This is a genomic window from Butyrivibrio sp. AE3006, assembly GCF_000424165.1.
Classification (GTDB): domain Bacteria; phylum Bacillota; class Clostridia; order Lachnospirales; family Lachnospiraceae; genus Butyrivibrio.
The window spans coordinates 23,303-44,702 of the sequence record NZ_AUJJ01000029.1; the positions used below are offsets into that span (position 1 = coordinate 23,303).

17 protein-coding genes are annotated in these 21,400 nt (G+C 40.4%); all 17 read right to left on the minus strand.

Annotated features, from left to right (window positions below; all coding sequences use genetic code 11):
• Positions 1-21 precede the first annotated feature (21 nt).
• The gene (gene mutS, locus G603_RS0114415; RefSeq protein WP_026523536.1) at positions 22-2,664 is read right to left on the minus strand and encodes a DNA mismatch repair protein MutS; all 2,643 of its coding nucleotides are present in this window, start codon (positions 2,662-2,664) and stop codon (positions 22-24) included.
• A 53-nt stretch (positions 2,665-2,717) separates the two neighbouring features.
• Complete coding sequence (gene miaB, locus G603_RS0114420; RefSeq protein WP_026670669.1) at positions 2,718-4,160, minus strand: tRNA (N6-isopentenyl adenosine(37)-C2)-methylthiotransferase MiaB; 1,443 nt, start codon at positions 4,158-4,160, stop codon at positions 2,718-2,720.
• A gap of 26 nt (positions 4,161-4,186) precedes the next feature.
• Positions 4,187-5,449, minus strand: a complete 1,263-nt coding sequence (gene pepT / locus G603_RS0114425) for a peptidase T (RefSeq protein ID WP_051207921.1) — start codon at positions 5,447-5,449, stop codon at positions 4,187-4,189.
• The gene (locus tag G603_RS20545; protein WP_242834889.1) at positions 5,442-6,062 is read right to left on the minus strand and encodes a DUF5662 family protein; all 621 of its coding nucleotides are present in this window, start codon (positions 6,060-6,062) and stop codon (positions 5,442-5,444) included. Before G603_RS20545 ends, pepT begins: the two co-directional genes overlap by 8 nt.
• Entirely contained in the window at positions 6,059-8,023 is a 1,965-nt protein-coding gene (locus G603_RS20550) for a hypothetical protein (protein WP_051207923.1), read from the minus strand. The genes G603_RS20545 and G603_RS20550 overlap by 4 nt, the downstream gene beginning before the upstream one ends.
• A 118-nt stretch (positions 8,024-8,141) precedes the next feature.
• A complete protein-coding gene (locus G603_RS0114440; protein ID WP_051207925.1) occupies positions 8,142-8,489 on the minus strand; it encodes a DUF1292 domain-containing protein in 348 nt (115 codons plus the stop codon).
• A gap of 34 nt (positions 8,490-8,523) precedes the next feature.
• Positions 8,524-9,303, minus strand: coding sequence for a DUF6033 family protein (locus G603_RS0114445; RefSeq protein WP_026670672.1), 780 nt, complete (start codon positions 9,301-9,303; stop codon positions 8,524-8,526).
• 115 nt (positions 9,304-9,418) lie between these two features.
• The gene (locus G603_RS20555; protein WP_035793414.1) at positions 9,419-10,162 is read right to left on the minus strand and encodes a response regulator; all 744 of its coding nucleotides are present in this window, start codon (positions 10,160-10,162) and stop codon (positions 9,419-9,421) included.
• A gap of 14 nt (positions 10,163-10,176) precedes the next feature.
• A complete protein-coding gene (locus G603_RS0114455; protein WP_026670673.1) occupies positions 10,177-11,259 on the minus strand; it encodes a response regulator in 1,083 nt (360 codons plus the stop codon).
• Positions 11,260-11,270: 11 nt separating this feature from the next.
• Positions 11,271-13,280 (minus strand): ATP-binding protein, encoded by a 2,010-nt coding sequence (locus G603_RS21665; protein WP_051207927.1) that lies wholly within the window; start codon positions 13,278-13,280, stop codon positions 11,271-11,273.
• 94 nt (positions 13,281-13,374) lie between these two features.
• A complete protein-coding gene (locus tag G603_RS21670; protein ID WP_051207929.1) occupies positions 13,375-14,439 on the minus strand; it encodes a DUF4349 domain-containing protein in 1,065 nt (354 codons plus the stop codon).
• A 197-nt stretch (positions 14,440-14,636) separates the two neighbouring features.
• A complete protein-coding gene (locus tag G603_RS0114470; RefSeq protein WP_155832689.1) occupies positions 14,637-16,511 on the minus strand; it encodes an ATP-dependent helicase in 1,875 nt (624 codons plus the stop codon).
• Positions 16,498-17,955 (minus strand): glutamate--tRNA ligase, encoded by a 1,458-nt coding sequence (gltX, locus tag G603_RS0114475; RefSeq protein WP_026670675.1) that lies wholly within the window; start codon positions 17,953-17,955, stop codon positions 16,498-16,500. Before gltX ends, G603_RS0114470 begins: the two co-directional genes overlap by 14 nt.
• Before the next feature lie 18 nt (positions 17,956-17,973).
• Positions 17,974-18,222 carry a FeoA family protein gene (locus tag G603_RS0114480; RefSeq protein WP_026670676.1) on the minus strand — a complete coding sequence of 83 codons (249 nt, stop codon included), beginning with the start codon at positions 18,220-18,222 and terminating at the stop codon, positions 17,974-17,976.
• Positions 18,223-18,330: 108 nt separating this feature from the next.
• On the minus strand, positions 18,331-19,260 hold the full coding sequence (gene aguB, locus G603_RS0114485) for an N-carbamoylputrescine amidase (RefSeq protein WP_442852363.1): 930 nt from the start codon (positions 19,258-19,260) through the stop codon (positions 18,331-18,333).
• A 54-nt stretch (positions 19,261-19,314) separates the two neighbouring features.
• Complete coding sequence (aguA, locus tag G603_RS0114490) at positions 19,315-20,481, minus strand: agmatine deiminase (protein ID WP_051207932.1); 1,167 nt, start codon at positions 20,479-20,481, stop codon at positions 19,315-19,317.
• Positions 20,482-20,757: 276 nt separating this feature from the next.
• Positions 20,758-21,387, minus strand: coding sequence for a uracil phosphoribosyltransferase (gene upp, locus G603_RS0114495; protein WP_026670678.1), 630 nt, complete (start codon positions 21,385-21,387; stop codon positions 20,758-20,760).
• Positions 21,388-21,400: the final 13 nt, after the last annotated feature.

Below are 21,400 nucleotides of genomic sequence, written 5' to 3' on the forward strand. Positions count from 1 at the left end.
GCAAAAGCCGAAATCAAATTATTACAGCTTCCATCTGTTGTTTAGCTGGTTCTGTAATTTGTATAAAGTATTAAGCGCATCCATAGGTGTGAGATTCGAAATATCAATCTCCTGAAGTTCTTTTATAACGTCTTCATCCTTGACTGTGTCAAAGAGACTCATCTGAGAGAGGTCAACCTGATCGTAATGCTTAACTGTATTTTTTCTGTCGCTCTTATGATTAACCTCAATCCCCTGTATTTTCTCAGTGATATCGTTATCTGTAAGTTCCTCTGCTATGGCCTTTGCTCTGTCTATTACCATATCGGGAATGCCGGCAAGTCTTGCTACCTGAATACCGTAGCTCTTGTCAGCGCCGCCCTTAATGATCTTGTGAAGGAAAACAATATCGTCGCCTTTTTCTTTAACAGCTATGCAGTAGTTGTTGACGTTATCGATTTTACCTTCAAGCTCTGTAAGCTCATGATAGTGTGTTGCAAAAAGTGTTCTTGCTCCAAGCAGTTTTCTGTTACTTATGTGTTCAATAACTGCCCATGCAATTGATAGTCCGTCGTAGGTAGAGGTTCCTCTTCCAATCTCATCAAGGATGAGTAGGGATTTGGAGGTGGCATTTCTCAAAATATTGGCAACCTCATTCATCTCCACCATGAAAGTACTCTGTCCGCTTCCAAGATCGTCGGAAGCTCCCACTCTTGTAAATATTCTGTCCACAACGCCGATGTTTGCTGAATCTGCAGGAACATAGCTTCCAATCTGAGCCATAAGCACGATCAGGGCTGTCTGTCTCATGAAAGTGGACTTACCTGCCATGTTGGGACCTGTGATAATAGCAACTGCGTGCTTTTTATCATCAAGGAAGGTATCATTTGAAATGAACATATCTGTTCTGTCAAGCATCTGCTCGATAACAGGATGTCTTCCTCCCTGAATCTTAAGAACGCTCTTATCATTAAGCGAAGGCTTTACGTAATGGTTCTTCTCAGCAACGTATGCAAGGGAACAATATACGTCAAGAAGCGCAATATTTCTGGCTGTTCTCTGTATTCTCTCTATCTCTAAGGAAATTGAATCCCTTATCTTACAGAACATCTCGTACTCAAGATTATTAAGCTTATCCTGGGCATTAAGTATTGTATCTTCAAGTTCCTTAAGCTCAGGTGTGGTATATCTTTCGCAGTTTGTAAGGGTCTGCTTTCTTATAAAGTAGTCAGGCACCTTATCCTTAAAGGAATTGGTAACCTCAAAGGAATAACCAAATACATTGCTGTACTTTATTCTGATGGTCTTGATGTCGGTCTTCTCACGCTCTTTTGCTTCAAGATCGGAAAGCCACTGCTTACCCTTGGTGCTGGCGTCTCTGAAATGATCAATATCAGGATCAAAGCCGTCCTTTATAATGCCACCATCCTTTATGGCAAGAGGCGGCTCCTCAATAATAGCCTTATCTATAAGCTCGAAAATATCAGAAAGGGCATCTATCTGAGAATTCACCTCATCAAGAGACACGATATCCTTCAAATCCTCAAGAACTATCTTAATGGCAGGAAGCATTTTTACTGAATTCCTGAATGCAAGAAGGTCTCTGGGGCTGGCTGTATGGTAATTAATCTTAGCCATGAGACGTTCCATATCATAGATAGGTCCAAGGTATTCTCTAAGCTCATCCCTTGCTATTGTATTCTTTACAAGTGCTTCGACAGCTGACTGTCTCTTAAGGATATCCGATACCTCAATAAGCGGCTGCTCGATAAAGCTTCTAAGTGTTCTCGCACCCATGGCAGTCTTAGTCTTATCAAGAACCCATAAAAGAGTACCCTTTTTCTGCTTATCGCGAAGAGTCTCTATCAGCTCCAGGTTCCTTCTGGTAGAAGAATCCAGAAGCATATACTTACTTGTAAGATATGGATAGATATGAATTATATTGGACAATCCATCCTTTTGAAGCTCAGTAAGATACTTAATTACAGCACCGGCTGCCAGAACTCCGCAGGGAAAATCTGTAATTCCAAGTCCTGCAAGAGATGATACCTTAAAGTGCTTAAGAAGAGCCTGTTTACCTGTATCCTCATCAAAATATCTGGGATCCATGGGATTAACCACTACCCCGGCTCTGTCCCTGATATTGTCTATATCTATTCCGCTTACCAAAAATGCATCGTTACAGATAAGCTCAGAAGGCTGAAACTTATTGATCTCATCAATGATCTCTTTAATGGTATCAACCTCTGTAAGTAAAAAGTCGCCGGTGGTAACATCGGCAACAGAGATTCCTGTCTTTTCATCAGAATAGAATACGCCCATGAGATAATTATTTCTGGTCTCATCAAGGGCCTGCATATTAAGGTTGGTTCCGGGAGTCACGATTCTTGTGACATCTCTTTTTACTATTCCCTTAGCTTCCTTGGGATCTTCGAGCTGCTCACAGATAGCGACCTTGTAGCCTCTTCCCACAAGCTTTGACAGGTAGGAATCCACAGCATGATGAGGAACTCCGCACATGGGAGCTCTCTCTTCAAGTCCGCAGGCCTTTCCTGTCAGTGTGAGTTCAAGTTCCTTGGACACAACCTTTGCATCATCGAAGAACATTTCATAGAAGTCACCAAGCCTGTAAAAGAGGATGCAATCCTTGTAGTCTTCCTTGGTCTTTATGTAGTTTTGCATCATGGGGCTTAGTTTTTCAAAATCTATATCCAAAGTAGTTTATCTCCATATCTGCATTATTTTATCATTGTGCCCATATAGTAAAAACCGTGGCACTCATCAAGCTTAACATCAACAAATTCACCAATAAGTGATTTGTCAGCAGGGAAATGTACCAGAGTGTTATTGGACATTCTTCCTGTAACAAGTGAAGGATCCTGCTCGTTCACTTCTTCAACAAGTACTCTGTGGGTCTGGCCTGTGAATCTTGATGCACGCTTTTTGGCTGTCTCCTGAACAACCTTAAGAAGTCTGTCGAAGTTGGGCTTACTAACAGACTCAGGAACCTGTTCCATAGAGGCAGCAGGTGTTCCTGTTCTCTTGGAATAAATAAAAGTAAAAGCATTGTCAAATTCTGCTTTTCTTACTACATCGATGGTCTCATCAACATCGCTGTCAGTCTCGCCGGGGAAGCCTACGATGATATCTGTTGTAAGAGATACATCGGGAATCTGTGCCTTAATCTTATCAACAAGAGCAAGATAGCTTTCCTTGGTGTAGCGTCTGTTCATCTTGTTAAGAATCTCATCAGAGCCTGACTGCAAAGGAAGGTGAATATGCCTTGCAACCTTCTCATTTTCAGCGATCACTTTAATAAGATCATCTGATAAATCCTTAGGGTGTGAAGTCATAAATCTCACACGTTCTATTCCATCAACCTTGCACACTTCATTTAAAAGCTCTGCAAAGCTCATCTTATCCTCTTTGGGAAGTCCTCTTCCATAGGAGTTGACGTTCTGGCCAAGAAGCATGATCTCTTTTACGCCATCAGCTGCAAGATACTCAATTTCTCTGATTATATCCTTAGGATTCCTTGATCTTTCGCGGCCTCTTACATAAGGCACAATGCAGTAGGTGCAGAAATTATTGCAGCCAAACATAATATTGATACCTGACTTGAAGGGATACTTTCTAACGATAGGAAGATCCTCAACAATCTGATCTGTATCCTTCCAGATATCAATAATCATTCTGTCAGATTCAAACATTGTGCAGATAAGCTCTGCAAACTTAAAGATATTATGTGTTCCGAATATAAGGTCCACATGGCGATAGCTCTTCTGAATCTTCTCAATCGCGCCCTGCTCCTGCATCATGCAGCCGCAAAGAGCAATCTTCATCCAGGGCTTTTTCTTTTTGATACCTGATACGTAGCCAAGTCTTCCAAATACTCTCTGATCAGCATTATCTCTGACAGTACAGGTATTGTAGATGACAAAATCAGCATCCTCTGACTCAGTCTGCTCATATCCGATTTTAGTAAGAATACCGATAAGCTTCTCGGAATCTCTGGCATTCATCTGACAGCCAAAAGTAACGACACAGGCTGTAGGCTTTCTGCCAAGCTCTTTTTCAAGATCCTTTACATACCCTTCAGCCTTCTCCATATAGGAAAACTGCTTTTTGGTCTCTTCCCCTGCATTTTCTGTAATAACGCTGTGTAATACTTTCTCACTCATTAAATTCAAATAACTCCATCTAAAAATCAAACTGTAAAATCGCCGTAAATAGTGCAAAGATTAAGCAGAATACTTACTGTCTTGTTAATCTCCTGCACTGATGCGTACTCATATCTTCCATGATAGTTGTATCCGCCTGTGCAAAGGTTCGGACAGGGAAGTCCCTTAAAGGAAAGCATTGCTCCATCCGTACCGCCTCTGATAGCAAATTCAAGAGGTGTAACGCCCTCATCAAGCATTGCCTTTCTTGCATTCTCGATAAGATGCATGTGAGGCTTGATCTTCTCTATCATGTTGTAATAAGAATCTTCCATGGTAAGCTCAACTGTGTTCTCACCATATTTTGCATTGAGGAAATCAACGATTCTCTTAACTGTCTCTTTTTTCTCTGTAAACTTCTCCATATCATGGTCACGAATGATATAGTAGCACACTGCTTTCTCGCAGGTTCCCTTCATCATTGTGAGATGATAAAAGCCCTCTCTTCCCTCTGTGTACATGGGATTCTGGCTTACAGGAAGCATTGACTGGAACTCGTATGCAATAAGTGTTGCATTGAGCATCTTGTTTTTCGCATCGCCGGGGTGAACACTCTTACCGTTTATGATGAGCTCAACCTCAGCCGCATTGAAATTCTCATATTCAAGGTCGCCAAGCTTGCCGCCATCTACTGTATAAGCAAACTCTGCGCCGAATCTGTCTATATCAAAAAACTTTGTACCCTCACCGATCTCTTCATCAGGAGTAAAGCCTATTTTTATCTCTCCATGCTTAATCTCGGAATTCTGCAAAAGAGTCTGAGCCATGGTCATGATCTCTGCAATGCCGGCCTTATCATCTGCTCCGAGAAGTGTTGTTCCGTCAGTTACAATGAGGTCCTCCCCCTTGTGATTTAACAGCTCAGGAAAAGTCTTAGGTGAAAGCACATACTTTCCATCATCTGAAAGTTTAATATCTGCTCCGTCATAATTCTCCACAATTCTTGCATTAACATCCTTACCGCTTACGGCATCAGATGTATCCATGTGAGAGATAAAACCTATAACAGGTGTCTCTTTGTCGTTATTTGCAGGAATTGTTGCATAAACATAGCAGTGCTCTGCATCATAAAAAACGTCTGATGCACCCATCTCCTCAAGTTCCTTTGTAAGAAGCTTAGCAAGCTCGTGCTGCTTCATGGTAGAAGGACTTGTATTTGTGTGTTCGTCAGACTGTGTATCAAATTTGGTGTAGCGAAGAAATCTCTCTACAACATCCTCAGGTTTATTTTGAATTGTGAAATTACTCATTTGCTTTTATACTTTCCTCCAGTTCTTTCTCCCAGCGCAGTCTGTCCCTGCCTGTGAGGAATATTTCCTTGATGTATTTAAAAGTAGCTGCTTCTCCCTGCTCTCCGAGCATGTTAAGAAAGAATTCCAGCTTGTTGGCAGTATCGGGATGGATGAGATCCTTCACCCTTTCCTTTTCTCTCTCGTAATACTTGTATGAATCCCAGGCTTCGTATTCGTCACCTCTGTAGGTCATACATGCCGCAACTCTGTCAGCTATCATCTCAGCTATGTATTTGTCAGGCATCGGTGCAGGAACTATGGAGCTGTCGCTTCCGGGCTTATTGAAAAAGTCTATGTAGTACTCAAAATGATGTCTGTTCCTGCCCTTGTGATGAAGCCATGCATCAGAGTAGCCCTTTACTTCACGCTCTCTGGCGTTGGGGGATCTTGTCCCCTGATAAAACTTTGCTCCTCTGAAAAATTCAGTGAAAGAATATTTTGAAAGGTCATGTGTCAGCCCCTGAAAATATATCCCCATCTGAAAACAATGCTTGCAAACAAGATGCCTGTGCTTGGTAATTGTAATAAAATGACCAAGCATCTTTTTTAATGTAATCTTATCCTCTGTCATTTATTTACACTGCTTCTCTTTTTTGTTGTTTTTGTCACAGGCTTACCAACGCCTATCAGAATCTTTACAGATCTCTCGGTACACTCAATTTTCTCCTGGTCCTTAAGTGTCTGCATACGCTTGTAGTCTTCTGTGTTCTCGGTATCGTTCAGTATCTTCCACTGCATTCCTTCAGGGAGCTTTGGAAGTGCAAAGCTAACCGGAGTCCAGTGCATGTTATAAGCCACATAGAAGAAATCCTGTTCCTTATCAGACTGCTCGTATAAACCACAATAAAGCATGCCGATACAGTGACTGTAATTTGAAAGATCGGGTCTCCAGGCCTCTGTCCCATGATAAGAAAGATCAGGATAACCACAGGCCTTATAATCCATCAGCTTAAAGGGCTTGGACTCATGAAGTATCTTGTATTTAAATCTAAGATTACTAAGAAACCTCACATACTCAATAAGAGCTTCTCCCTGGGGTCTTGAAGCTTCCTTCCAGTCAACCCATCCGGTGGCATTATCCTGGCAATAAGGATTGTTATTGCCATCCTGAGAATTAAGGAATTCATCGCCGCCAAAAAGCATAGGTGTTCCCTGTGAAAAGAACAGCATTGTAAGCGCATTCTTAATCTGCTTATTCCTTAGAGCTAAAATAGACTGCTTTCTTGTCTTACCCTCGATTCCGCAATTCCAGCTAAGGTTGTATGGATTACCGTCAGAGTTATTCTCGCCGTTAAGCTCATTTCTCTTGTGCTCGTATGAAACAAGATCGCAAAGCCTGAAGCCGTCATAATTGCATATATAATTCACAATGCCTGCATTCTGAGAATTACTCAGCATCAGTCTTATGAAGTCATTAAGGGAATTATCATCACCCTTAAGAAAACGCCTCGATGAGTACATGAACTGATCCTGATATTCAGCAAGAGTTCTCATATCAGGAGTGCGTCCCTTGTAAAGCCTTCCGTAATCAAAGCCGTAATACCATATTTTAATATCCGAAAGCGCCGGATCTTCAGCAATAAGCTGCGGCGCAGCTCCGTTACCCTTAAGGTGTACTCCGTCAATATGGTAATTAAATACCCAGTGTCTGATAGAAGAAGCCATTAAATCCTGTGAGGCATTCTCATCAAAATAGAACTGCATTATAACTTCAATGCCATTCTTATGGAAAAGCTTGACCATATCCTTGAACTCAACATCCGCATCTGATCCCGAATATGCATAAGCTGTTCTTGGCGCAAAATAAAAGCCGTTTTTATAGCCCCAGAAATTAATCTTCTTTCTCTGAGTTGCATGATCCTTTATCTGACCATCCTCGCTGACCATTACCTTTTTAGCGGTATTAACTCGTGATATGGACCCCTCCGGCATATTAACTCCGTTAGTCCTCTCAGGTCCTGCATTATCAAGAACGCACATCTCATAGGATGGCATAATCTCTATGGCTGTAACTCCAAGTGACTTTATATAAGGGAGCTTTTCACAAAGGCCGCTGTAGGTACCTCTCTTTTTAAGCTCAACACCACTTGAAGGGCTCTTAGTATAGCCTCTTACATGTAATGTGTAGATAAAAGAGTCTTCGTATTTCCTGCGTGGACACTTATCGCTGCCCCAATCATAGGGAGTATCGTCAATCCTGCATCTAAGTGTCGTAATATCTACAGGCTTTGCCCACTTATCATAGCCTTCTATATAACGGGCGTAAGGGTCGCAGAAAATCTTTTTTCCGCAAAAAAGCATGTAGTATTTATATTCAGATGTATCACCCAAAATCTCACAGCTAAAGATATTACCGCTTCTGTACTCTTCAGAAAATTCGATTTTCTCGCCCTTTCTGTCATTTTCGCAGTACAAAATTATGCCGCATTTGCTCTTAGCTTCAAATGCTGCACATACTCTTATGCTGTTACCTGCTCTTGATATCCCCATGGGATAAGGCTGCAAACTACTAAGTTTTAAGTTTTTTCTCATCTTTTTTCCTTAATCGATATTTTGCGACATAATATTATACCACACAAATACGGAAAAGGCGGCTATGAATTATCACGCCGCCTCATAAGTTCATATAAAATTTGAATTCGGAATATGATCAGTCCTCAGGATCTGCATCTATAAGCTCATCAAACTCCACATCATCAAGATACTCATCAAAAGCATCAGCCACAGCCTCGTACTCATCATCATCCTCGATGTATCCAAGCTCCGGCTCATCATCCTCTGACTTCTGGATAAACTGATAGAACCATACATTACCGTCGTTATTCTGTCCATTCTCATCAAGAGGAAGAAGAACTATGTAGTCTTTCTCCTGTACTGTAAGTACTATCAGAACTGCGCAGCTAACCTCAGTGCCATCATTAAGCTCGATATCCACTGTCATCTGCTCGTCATTCTGAATCTTGGTGTTCATCTTAGTTGCGATCTCAGAAAAGATCATGTTGTTTTTTCCTCCTTCACAATGAAGCCGTGCCTTATACTGACAGATCTAATTTCTGACCATAGTCCTTTACAGGCTTTGCTTCGATTGTACTCCAATCAATATTTTTAATCTTGTCGATGAGTTCTTCTACAGAGTCTGCATAAACAGAGGTCTTCTTTTCGTAGGCCGGCTCTTTCTTGCCATAGCCTTCTTTTAGCTTATCCAGCTGTTCCTGCCGTTCTTCTCTTGCCTTTGCCTTCTTTTCTTCAGCCTTGGCAGCCTCTTTATCAGCAGCTACCTGCTTGTTGTACTTCTCGTTCTGCTCCTTAATGGTAGCAAAGAACTTGGTAGTACCGTCGGCATCAATCTTAACGCCTATTGACTCAACACTCTGGCCTGATTCTTCAATCTGCTGCTTCATATCAGCAAGCTTGCCGGTTGATTCATCGATGATTCCCATATATTTATTCTTGGTCTCTTCATCGGCAGCCATCTGTTCAAGTACTTCGGGCTCGATCAGAACACTGAACTCCTTTGTGCCTCTGGACATAATGTCCTCGGCTTCCTCATCTGAGGAATAGTTTGACACAAAAAAGTCCATATTTCCATACTTTTCTTTAAGTTCATCCAAAAGTTTTTTCGCAGCATCACTGAGCTCAACACCTTCCTGAATGTGAGTTTCTGACGCAGCTTTATTTTTCTGGATCTCTAACTTATCATTTTTCTTTTGGGATGCATTTACATCGTCAGCTTTCTTGAACCTCTGACTGTTTGTCTGATAGGCACTAAGCTGATTCGCAATAGATGAACCCAGCCCATTTACCGTACTCATATTGAAACCCTCCTTTGCTTAAGAATCTGCGACTTCCTTGTCACAATTAGATATAGTATTCTAAATTGTTTATCGACAGATTCTAAATATAACTTAATAGCAGGATCAATATTTTTTACATATTTATGAAAAACTGATCCAGCTTATTGTGGAGCGTAGTCCTGTCAACAGTTTTAAGTATGTAATCAGCAGGCTTAAGGGCAAGCACTCTTACGATGCTGGCTTTATCGCCCTTTGCAGTAAGGAACATAACTGGAATGTCCTTGATGCTGGCATCACTCTTAAACATCTCAAGAACCTTTGGTCCCGATGTAACGGGCATCTCGTAATCAAGAAGAATCAGGTCCGCCGTGTTTTTTGCAAGCCAGGTAATGGCCTGAATTCCGGAGTTAACCATGGCAACTCTGTAATCATCCATTAGCCAGGATCTGATAGTTCTCATGTATGCAACATCATCATCAACGATCAGTATGCAGCGCTTTCTTGCTTCCATCATCTCATTGGTGAAAAAGATCTTGCATGCTTCAATGAAATCATCCATCTTAAGAGGTCTGGAAAAAAACCTCTCGATATTTGACTCGGGAAGATATTTAAGAGCTTCATCATACTCAACAGGATTACCTATAACCATGATTGTTCTGTTGGATTCAAGACAAAGATCCTTAAGATATATCAGTGTCTTAGGTACAATCTCATCAAGATAATACACAAAGAGTTCAGTTTCTTCCTGCACTTGCTTTATATCTTCAACCTTTTCCTGTGTGAAATATGCGTTTATTCCGGCATCCCGAAGCTTCATGAGAAGGCCTTTTACCATAAAGGATTCGTTTGCACCGATAATCTGTAAGTTTTTAGCCATCGCATCTTCTCCATTTATTCTTTGATAATCCTTGCAATGTTCTCCCAGTCCAGGTTAGTTAATAGTTTTTCTATTTCCTCAAACTTCTTTTCATCTTTTTCAGGTAGTTTATATTCTTTCATGGATTTGATAACCATATCTGCCAGATCAAAATCCATGCTATCACAAAACTCCAGTAGCGACTGATAAGCATCATTCAGTGAGCTCTGAGGTATTTCCTCTTTATCATCAGCATCTTCCTCACCACTAAGGAAGGAAAGCTTCTGCTTAAAGCCTCTGTAGTAATTAAGAAGGTCTTCCGTCTCAGCCTTTATCTTATCAATATCTCCGGCATTTCCTGCATCCTCAAGGTCCTTGGCATCGGATCTTAGTTTTTCTGCACCGATAAGATTTCCTGAGCTCTTAAGTGCATGAACCTTGATCGTGTAATTCTCCCAGTCCTCATTCCGATAAAAATTCTCAATTTCTTCGGATTTCATATCAATTGAACTGTAGAAAATATTTAAAGCTGTAACATAAGCATCATAGGATCCGCAAAGTGAAAGTCCCTGCTGCTCGTCTATATCATCTATAACCTTCAGACTTTCTATAACATCGCCGCCTTCAGGAACACTTTTCGTATCCATGCTGACCTTCTGTTCCATGGGCTGTTCAACCGGAATAGGCTTTTTCTCAGGACTCTTCTTTGGTGTATTGTGCGGAAGTTTAAGCTTTTTTCTCATGCTGTCAGGAAGATAAATTATAAGAATAGCCAGAAGCTGATTAAAATCAATGGGCTTTTCTATATAATTATCAAATCCCGCATCCAGACAGGTGTGACCTTCTGCCGGAGTATCCGCTGCCACCATGGCAACTATGGGCGTTGCCTTATTTTTGTTATCAATTCCCATCTTAATCTGATTGAAGGTTTCGATACCATCGGGATCAGGCATCATATAATCCATCAGAATAAGGCAGTACTCATTGTTTCTAACATAGCGCAGACAGTCTCTTCCACTTGCAGCTTCATCACAACCAACACCCAGGAATTCCAGGTGTTTCTTTAGGAAAAACAGATCAAGTTTTGAATCATCAACAACTAATACTGTCTCGCTCACAAAAAGCTCCTTTAGGACTCTTTGGCAATTATATTTGCTCTCTTCATCAGAAGCCCGATAGCTGCGTACAGATCAGGATCATCCGAATAGTCCTCTCTGATATCAACGATGGTCTCAGGTTTAACCTGTGCCATCGACGGTTCATATTTTACAGATTTGGTAGGAATATGTTTCTTATAATCCTTACCGTCCGTTTTAATTACTTTATCCGAAGGCAAAAGCTCTAAAAGTACTTTTTCAAGAGCATCGCCTATTATCGGCTTACTTAAGTAATCTTCAAAGCCTGAATTCTTGTAAACTTCTCTTGCACCTGAGAATGCATTTGCTGTAAGAACTACGCAGGGCTTATTGCAGTTAGGCGACTTCTCGTTACTCCTAAGTCTCCACAGCATTTCCATACCGTCCATTCCGGGCATCCTGTGGTCAATAAGAAGTAGATCAAATTCCTGCTCATCACATATCTTAAGTGCTTCTTTACCGCTTGTGGCTGTTACTATCTGTATCTTTGTATCCTGAATAAGACTCTTTGTAACCACAAGGTTGATCTCATTATCATCAACAATAAGTATCTTCGCTTCAGGAGCTTCAAATAGCTGTCTGTAATTGTCTTCGCTCTTTATCAGCTTTTCATAGGTCTCATGGAAATCACCTATAGGATCCCAGCTTCTTGTTTCCTGCTGAACAGTGAAGGAAAATGTTGAACCTTTACCATATTCACTTCGAACCATCAGCTCTGAATTCATAAGTGCCAAAAGCTTTTGGACGATACTCATTCCAAGACCGGTACCTTCGACATTTCTGTTTCTGACTTCCTCTAATCTCTCGAAGGGACTGAACAGCCTTGTCATATCCTCATCTCTGATACCAATACCCGTATCGGAAACTGATATCTTAAGTCCGATTGTGCCGTTTATATCAAGATGTCCACTGGATATATAATCAACATCCATGTGTATAGAACCCTTTTCCGTATACTTAATGGCGTTTGTGAGGATATTCAGAATAATCTGTTTAAGTCTTACGTTATCCCCATAAAGGAGATGAGGCATCTCTTCGTTAACTGTGATCTGGAAATCGAGCCCCTTATTTCTTGCTCTCTCATCAACCATGCTGATCAGCTCAGCGATAGTACCGGCCAGATCATACTCTACGTTGTAAAGCTCCATCTTTCCTGCTTCTATCTTTGAGAAATCAAGAACGTCGTTTATAAGGGAAAGTAGCGTATTTCCTGCACTTTTTATGTTATGGGAATACTTAAGCAGATTATCATCATCATATTCTCTTATGATCAGCTCATTCATTCCCAAAATCGCATTAATGGGAGTTCTGATCTCGTGTGACATTTGAGATAAGAACTGGCTCTTTGCGCTGTTGGCAGCTATAGCTTCCGCTTCTGCTTCAGCCGCCTTTTCACTTAACTGTTCAAGCTCAGCATTATTAAGTGCCATGCTTATTCTTAGCTTTTGTATAAGCACAGCGACGATTCCGGATACTATAAGTGAAGTAAATATCTGGAATACATCCCTTGAATAGAAAAATGACACTTTATTTATAACAACCAGTACACAGAAAATGACGCTGAGTGTAAATTCAAAAAGAATATAAATCTTAAGCCTATCGATATATATGGCTACAAAAATAATCAAAAAGAACGGAAACAGAACTGATGGCGTCTCGGGACCTGCTGTCATTGAATCGATAAAAATACATCCCAGATACAGTATTCCGTAGGCGACAAGACTCTCTCTCCGGCATGCCTTAAAGGACAGCTTTTTGTTAACAAGTATCTGATTGGTAATGAAAAATGCAATAATAAAAGCAAATAGAAGGTAATAAAGAGAGTGTATAATAAACCCTCTGATTATTACCTTCGAAATTATAATCATGGCTAAAAAGATGGCCGCTACTACGATGGACATCTTTCTTTGAACTGACATATTAGTTTTTACGATATCTTTTTCACAGAGCTCGAAGTACCGGTCTTCCTTGCTTCGATATTCTGCGAGGACCTCATGTATCATAAGGTTTCCCCCTTTATATGTCTGTTCAAATCATAGCAATTGTGATATTTAATTACAATGAACTAATTATAAAAAAACGCTAAATTATTAACTATCATTTCTTATCTTCAGGAGTTTCCTTTGGTGCTTCCTGAGGTTGTGAAACGTTAGGCTGTATAGGCTGCATCTGAGGCTGTGCCATATTCTGATGCATAGCTGCATTTTTTGCCATTTTCTCAGCTCTTCTCTTTTTAGCCTTCTTATCGCAAATCTTAACTATAATTATAACAATTATCAAAATAACGATAAGAACGATAAGTGTAGGTATATGAGTAATAATTGCAAGCAGAAGTGATTCAAAGAATGCAACTACAGCCGCAAAGTTGTCAACAAAGCCTTCTGTAGCCTTCTCCCAGAAGGTCTTGGGCGCATCAGGTGTGTACTCAATAACCTCATCAATATTCATGACAACCGTGCTATAGCTTACCTGATTATCAAAGGTTCTAAGCTGTGATTCCATGGATTCAAGCTGATACTGAACATCTGTGAGCTTATCCTGAATTGTAATGATATCCTCAATTGACTCTGCTTTCTCCATAAGAGTAAGGAGCTGATCCTGCTCTTTAAGAAGGGCCTTTTTGTGGCCTTCAAGGTCAGCATAAGTAAGAGTTACATCCTTAACATTTCTGTTCTGATTCTTGATGTGACTCTTTTCATCAACGGAGGTCATAAAACTGTCAAGCTTAGCCTCAGGAATCCTTAAGGTAAGAGAACCATATCTTTCACTTCTTGAGTTATAGCTGTTATTATTTATGCTCTCGCTTTCGATATAGCCGCCAAGCTGCTCTGTCTTTTCCTTGATGAATTTTACAAGTGAATCAAATTCCTGAGTCTCAACATCAATATTTATATTTGTAATAAGCTTTCTGTTTGATTTATTGGACTCCGCATTTTCTTCTGTTATCTCAGTGGCATTGTTAGAACTGCTTCCCGGAGCTTCTTCCTCGTATAATTCAACTGCTTCATCACCATAGAAGCCATCTGATGCTCCGGCTGATTCTGTGGCATAAGAGGGCTCATAGCTGTTTTTATCATATGAGCTTCCGCCACAGGCAGCAGTAAACGCCAGAACTGATGCAGTAAGAGTTATCGCAAATATTCTTAAATTATTCTTTTTCATAACATTCTTTCCCCCATAATTAAGTTACAGTAAACGGTAAATAATTTTGACGCTCACCAAAGTATTACAAATATACGTTTATTATATTACAAAAACACGAAGAAAACTATGCCTTCTTCCGGTCAAAAGCAGAAACAGGCCGTAGGAATACAGAGGCCTAATATCAGTAATGCTTGCTTTTCCCGCCTTATAAATCCTTATTTGTCATCCTTAAAATATTCATACAAAGGCCTTAAAAAGCTTGATCTCATAGATGGGTTATCTTTTGAACCTTTCACATAGCTAAGATAAAGATTTTCCTTGGCTCTTGTCATAGCAACATAAAACATTCTTCGCTCTTCCTCTATTTCAGCCATGGATACACTCCTTCTTGATGGAATTATTCCCTCATTAATGTCAGGGATAAAAACATTTCTGAATTCAAGTCCCTTTGAAGCATGCATCGTCATGATTCTAACCCCCTCTTTATTTACAAAATCCTTCTGCTTTGAAATTTCTTTAATCTTCTCCTGTTCATTTATATACTCGGAAAATTCATTAAAGTTTTCAAAATGTCTGCATATTTCCATAAGCTCATCAAGATCGCTCATTATTTCATCCAGCCTTGCTTTATCTGACAGGTACTTATCCTTTAGATACTTGTTAAAACCAAGAACATTCCTTATGTAGTGAATGGCAAAATATGGCCTGAGGGACCTTATCATCTTTATATCACGTTGAAGCTTTTTAACGGAATCCGCGGTACTCATTCTACCTTTTTTGATGAAGTATGAGGAAAGCGAATTAAGATCAACAATATCTTCGCTAAGGCTTTCCCTTGTGATATATCTTACAGGCTTATTCATGATCTTTAGAAAATCACTCCTCATACCTCCTCCACATGCAAAATTAAGGTATGCGATCACATCACTGACTCCGTTCTTTTCATGAAATAGCGTTATTTTCTCTTTGTAGGAGCAGGGAATTTCTCTGTTTATCAGAAACTTGGCCATGCCTGTTGCTTCGGTATTGGTTCTAAAAATAATTGCCGTCTCCTTAAGCTTTAAATCCTTAAGCTTATCTGCAATAAACTTATACTCAGAATCCTTATCTTCAAAGCTAAGGCCGCCTATCTGTCCCTTTATGCCGCTACCTGCCTTAATGTTCTTTTTAAACCTGATACTGTTTTCTTCGATGACCTTAAGGCTTCCATCAAGAATACTCGATGCACATCTGTAATTTATATCAAGGATAATCTCATCTGCCCTTGGAAAATGCTTCTTAAACTCAAGCATAAACTCAGGTCTTGATCCTCTAAAGCCGTAAATTGACTGATCATCATCACCCACAACGAAAAGATTTTCATTTTTTCCAATAAGCAGCTTTACCACCTCAAACTGCATTCTGTTTATATCCTGGTATTCATCAATAAGGATATACTTAAATTTGTCCTGCCAAAGCTTTAATACATCTCTGTTTTTAGAAAGAAGCTCATGGCACATAAGTACCATATCATCAAAATCAATAAGAGACTGTTCCTTCATAAACAGACCATATTCTCTATAGATTTCAGGAAAAAACTCGTACAAAGGTACGTCCTTTGAAGCAGCCGTGGGACTTTCTCCATCGTTTTTAACCTTGGAAATCTCTGACAAAATAAGTCTTATAGTCTCCTTGTCATAATCGATGCTTACTTTATTTTGCTTTTCTCGTACCTGCAATTCCTTAAGTACATGATTTAGAATATTGTACTTATCAGATTCGCGCATAATAGTAACAGAGCTGCCACATCTGCCGCCGCTTTGCTGTAAAATTTGAAAAAAACATGAGTGGAATGTTCCAAAGAGAACCTCTGGATACATGGAATTTGTTTCTTTAGTGAAACGTTGCTGCATCTCTATGGCTGCAGCCTTGGTAAAGGTTATTACCAATATATTTCCGGGACTTACTCCCTTTTCGATGAGCCTTATGACTCGCCTGATTATAACAAAGGTCTTACCGCTACCCGGTCCTGCTATGACACAGGCAGCACCTTCTCCGTGCTCTATGGCACGGAGCTGTGCGGGATTACCTGTCATTTTATTTTGATTCAAGCTTCTCAATAGCCTTGTTAAGTCTGTCTAATGTCTCTTCCTTACCGATTACTTCCATAAGCTCGGTTGCTCCGCAGGGTGTCATAGCTTTTCCTGAAAGAGCTATTCTGATAGGCCAGAGTACATATCCGTTCTTGTATTCCTTTGCCTTGATGTAATCCTGAAGTGCAGCATACAGCGCATCATTGCTGTAATCGCTCTGAGCTTCAAGAATAGGCTTTAAGTCCTTAAGAACTGCAAGAGATGACTCCTCATCGGTCTTCATCTTCTTGTGCTTGTAGATCTCAGTCTCATAAGAAGGAACTTCCTGGAAGAAATCAATCATCTCAGCAATGTCGGGCCAAATCTCAATTCTGGTCTTTATCATAGCTGCGATCTTATGGAAATCGTAATCCTTCTTAATAACTTCCTGCATGTAAGGAAGTGCAAGCTCATAGAACTTATCATCATCCATAGCCTTAAGATACTCGCCGTTCATCCAACGAAGCTTGGTGTAATCGAATACTGCGGGAGATTTGTTAATACGCATGTAATCGAACTTCTCAACAAGCTCTTTAAGGCTCATGATTTCTGTATTGTCATCAGGTGACCAACCAAGAAGTGCAACGAAGTTAACAACTGTCTCAGGAAGGAATCCCTGCTCGATAAGATCCTCAAAAGAAGAATGTCCGCTTCTCTTACTGAGCTTATGATGATCCTCATCTGTGATAAGAGGACAATGGATGTACTTTGGTACTTCCCATCCAAATGCATCGTAGAGTCTGTTGTACTTGGGTGATGAAGAAATATACTCATTACCTCTTACAACATGAGTGATACCCATAAGGTGATCATCTACTACATTTGCAAAATTGTATGTAGGATATCCGTCAGACTTGATAAGTACCATATCGTCAAGTTCTGAATTATCTACTGTAATATCTCCGTAAAGCTCGTCATGGAATGTTGTAGAACCTTCTCTGGGATTATTCTGACGAATTACATAAGGCATACCTGCTGCAAGGTTAGCTTCAACCTCTTCCTTGCTAAGGCCAAGACAGTGCTTATCATAAACACTTACTTCTTTTCCATCGATAACCTGTGTGAGTGTAGCAAGTCTCTCAGGTGTGCAGAAGCAGTAATATGCTTCCCCCTTTTCAACAAGCTCTTTTGCATACTTAAGATAAATGCCTTCCTTCTGTCTGTCACTCTGTACATAAGGACCTACGCCCTTATCCTTATCGGGACCTTCATCATGAACAAGACCTGCGGACTCAAGAGTGCGATAAATGATCTCAGTAGCACCCTCAACATAACGCTCCTGGTCTGTGTCCTCGATTCTTAAAATAAAATCTCCTCCATCATGCTTAGCAATAAGGTAAGCATAGAGAGCTGTTCTTAAATTACCGACATGCATCCTTCCTGTAGGGCTGGGAGCATATCTTGTTCTAATCTTCTGTGCCATAATCTCTCCAATAATTATTTACATAACTTCCGAAAATTCTTTTTTCTCGAATTCCACAACAATGCCGGAAGCTAAGTTTCTACATAATGCAATCTGTTTCTTACCAAGTTGAATTATAAGACCGCCATGTTCTTTTTTACCAATTACTTTTACATGGGAACCATCGGTAACTCCGATTGACTTAAGTCTCATCTGGAAGACAGATTGTTCGACGTTCATCCCTTTGACAAGGTAAACGCCATTCTTCTCCCCGTCAATAAGTGTCATATAAAACCTCAAAATAAAAAGAAATATTAAAGTACAACTATCGAATTATATACCAGCATTACATTAATGAAAAGAGCATCGCTTTAATGCGATAAAGCATCCGCTTATTTACTGGGATATTTCGCCATAACACTCGGGTCTTCTGTCTCTGAAAAGTCCCCATGAAAGTCTGTTCATTCTGATTTCATGGAAATCATAAACAGCCATAATAATCTCTTCTGACGAGCTTCCTGCCTGCCTCAAAATATCACCGGTCTCATCAGTCATAAAGCTATGGCCATAGAAATTAAGAGATGAAAGCTGTCCTCCGTTCTCTTCTGAGGGTGTGACGTTCTCAATTCCAACTCTGTTAGCGGCAACTACAGGAATGATATTGGCTGCAGAATGTCCCTGCATGGTTCTCTGCCAGTGTCCTGAGCTGTCAACATTCAGTATAGGCTCAGAGCCAATGGCTGTGGGATAAAGAATGATATCTGCTCCCTGAAGCGCAAGACATCTTGCGGTCTCCGGGAACCACTGATCCCAACATATTCCAACGCCAACTCTTCCATAAGCTGTTTCAAATACGATGAATCCGCTGTCCCCCGGAGTGAAATAGAATTTCTCCTGATAGAAATGGTCATCAGGTATATGTGTTTTCCTGTAAACACCGAGAATATCTCCGTCAGCGTCAATCATGGCAACGGAATTATACATTACGTTACCTTCACGTTCATAAAAGCTGATAGGCATTACCACTGACAGCTCTCTGCATACGTCCCTAAAATGCTGAACTGCAAGATTCTGCTCCACAGGAGTAGCAAAATCATAATAGTCGTAGCGTCGCTCCTGGCAAAAATACTGTCTCTCAAAAAGTTCAGACAAAAGTATGATCTGAGCACCCTGAGATGCTGCTTTTCTCACAAATTTTTCGGCTTTTCTAATATTCTTATGTACAAGTTCAAGATCGGATATTTCAGGATCATTATAGGCTTCCTTACCACAAGCGAATTGAATAGCTGCAACAGTTACTGATGTATTATCCTTTAGCATTTTCATCCTCCCGTTTTTTCAAAATAAACGCTATATTGCCGTTACTTTAAACTTATGAAACTAATCAAAATTCACTATCTTCCGCCTCATATTGCTGACAGGTGCAGGTATCTGCTGAGTTATGCAGTGAATATTTCCTCCCCCAAGAAGAATCGCCCTTGTATCAATGGGAATAATCTTCCTGTTTTTACATATTTTTGAAAGAGTCTCTACAGCTCTTCTGTCACTTTCTGTATTCTCTCCACCAAACTGCGGAACAAGTACAGAGGTATTTGTAAAATAGAAATTGGCATAGCTGGCAGCAAGTCTCTCCCCCGGCTCTCGCTCATCCTCGCCCTCTTCAAATATGTAATTATCTATATCCTCCTGAGTACAGATAACAGGCGTATCAGGTACATAAAGCTTATGTATTCTAAGATGTCTGCCCCTTGCATCAGTGACACTTTCCAAATATTCAAGATCCTTTAAGGACATCTCATATTGCGGATCATCCTTATTATCAGTCCAGGCCAGCACTACTTCACCGGGAGCAGTAAAAGCACAGACATTATCAACATGTTCATTGGTTTCATCGTTATAGATTCCGTAAGGAAGCCACAAAACCTTTTGGGCTCCGAGATAATCCTTTAACTTTTGCTCAATCTCTTCTTTTGACAGCTCAGGGTTTCTTCCTTTACTAAGAAGACAGCTCTCTGTGACCATTACCGTTCCTTCACCGTCGCAGTGAATGGAGCCTCCCTCAAGGACAAAGGGATGTGCATCAAAAGCTTCTACTCCAAGAATATCGCAAAAGCTTTTTGCAACGGCATCATCCTTATCCCAGGATGCATATAATCCGTCAAATTCGCCGCCCCAGGCATTAAAGCACCAGTCAATTCCTCTAATCTCGCCCTTTGCGTTTCTCACGAAGGTGGGGCCTACATCTCTTGCCCAGGAATCATCTGTTTCCATAGGAATAATATGTACATTGTCTTTAAAATTGCCGCAGGCATCAAAAATCTGCTCTTTTGCTTCATCGATTTCATCTGCGCCTACAAGGACATATAATTTTTCACATTTCACAATTTGTGAAAAGATTTCGCAGAATGCTTTTCTTGCTTTATCCTTGTTTTTGCCCCAACTTCCGGGCCTTTGCGGCCATATCATGAGCGTAGCGTCGTGTATATCGTATTCTGCGGGCATCGTGTATCCCAGGTCAGCGGGAAATACTGCATTTTCCAAACTCATAGTGTGTAAAAATTCCTTTTCTGATTTCACAGTTTAAACACAATTAAAACACTTTTCCTTAACTTTTTACCTGTATTATAAGAACATCAAGAGATGAACCTCTTGAATAACCCCTTCATAAAAAGTAACTATTAACCCCTCATAAACACAAAACACACAAAACACTTTTCTTCAAAAAAGCTGGAACTTCCGTGACAAGGTTCCAGCTTTCCTTCTTTTTGCAGATAAAAATTATGAATGCGCCTTGCAGACGCATTCATATTTAAATCGTAAATCTTACTTTGTACCGAAGATACGGTCACCGGCATCACCAAGGCCGGGAACGATATAACGATTCTCATTTAAGAAATCATCAATATGTGCACATGTAATCGGTACATCAGGATGCTCTGAAGTAACCTTCTCAAGTCCCTCGGGAGCTGCTATAAGGCAGATAAAGCGCATCTTCTTAACGCCCTTATTCTTGAAAAGCTCGATTGCATCACATGCAGAACCGCCGGTTGCAAGCATGGGATCAAGAATAATAACTTCTCTTTCTCCGATATCCTCGGGAGCTTTGAAGAAATAATTAACGGGCTCGTATGTTGTCTCATCTCTGTACATACCTACGTGAGCAATCTTCGCATTAGGAATTACCTTAAGTACGCCGTCAAGCATACCCATACCTGCTCTCATGATAGGAGCAAATGCATAATTGTCCTCGTTAAGTCTGCCCATCTCTATAGTCTTTAAAGGTGTTTCAACAGTTGTCTTTTCCAAAGCAACATCTCTCATTGCCTCATAGATAAGATATGCACCAATTTCACTAACCAGCTCTCTGAAAAGCTTTGTTCCTGTGTGCTTATCTCTGAGAATTGAAAGTTTATGCTCGATCAGGGGATGATCTAAAACTGTTACATTTTTCATAGTATTTCTACCT

Bases quoted from the DNA above. Each gene is read 5' to 3' on its own strand.
- aguA (WP_051207932.1), bottom strand. From the start codon at position 20,481: ATGAGTTTGGAAAATGCAGTATTTCCCGCTGACCTGGGATACACGATG.
- G603_RS0114480 (WP_026670676.1), bottom strand. From the start codon at position 18,222: ATGACACTTATTGACGGGGAGAAGAATGGCGTTTACCTTGTCAAAGGG.
- upp (WP_026670678.1), bottom strand. From the start codon at position 21,387: ATGAAAAATGTAACAGTTTTAGATCATCCCCTGATCGAGCATAAACTT.
- G603_RS21665 (WP_051207927.1), bottom strand. From the start codon at position 13,280: ATGATACATGAGGTCCTCGCAGAATATCGAAGCAAGGAAGACCGGTAC.
- G603_RS0114440 (WP_051207925.1), bottom strand. From the start codon at position 8,489: ATGATCTTTTCTGAGATCGCAACTAAGATGAACACCAAGATTCAGAAT.
- mutS (WP_026523536.1), bottom strand. From the start codon at position 2,664: ATGATGCAAAACTACATAAAGACCAAGGAAGACTACAAGGATTGCATC.
- G603_RS0114445 (WP_026670672.1), bottom strand. From the start codon at position 9,303: ATGAGTACGGTAAATGGGCTGGGTTCATCTATTGCGAATCAGCTTAGT.
- aguB (WP_442852363.1), bottom strand. From the start codon at position 19,260: ATGAAAATGCTAAAGGATAATACATCAGTAACTGTTGCAGCTATTCAA.
- G603_RS21670 (WP_051207929.1), bottom strand. From the start codon at position 14,439: ATGAAAAAGAATAATTTAAGAATATTTGCGATAACTCTTACTGCATCA.
- gltX (WP_026670675.1), bottom strand. From the start codon at position 17,955: ATGGCACAGAAGATTAGAACAAGATATGCTCCCAGCCCTACAGGAAGG.
- G603_RS20555 (WP_035793414.1), bottom strand. From the start codon at position 10,162: ATGGCTAAAAACTTACAGATTATCGGTGCAAACGAATCCTTTATGGTA.
- G603_RS20550 (WP_051207923.1), bottom strand. From the start codon at position 8,023: ATGAGAAAAAACTTAAAACTTAGTAGTTTGCAGCCTTATCCCATGGGG.
- miaB (WP_026670669.1), bottom strand. From the start codon at position 4,160: ATGAGTGAGAAAGTATTACACAGCGTTATTACAGAAAATGCAGGGGAA.
- G603_RS20545 (WP_242834889.1), bottom strand. From the start codon at position 6,062: ATGACAGAGGATAAGATTACATTAAAAAAGATGCTTGGTCATTTTATT.
- pepT (WP_051207921.1), bottom strand. From the start codon at position 5,449: ATGAGTAATTTCACAATTCAAAATAAACCTGAGGATGTTGTAGAGAGA.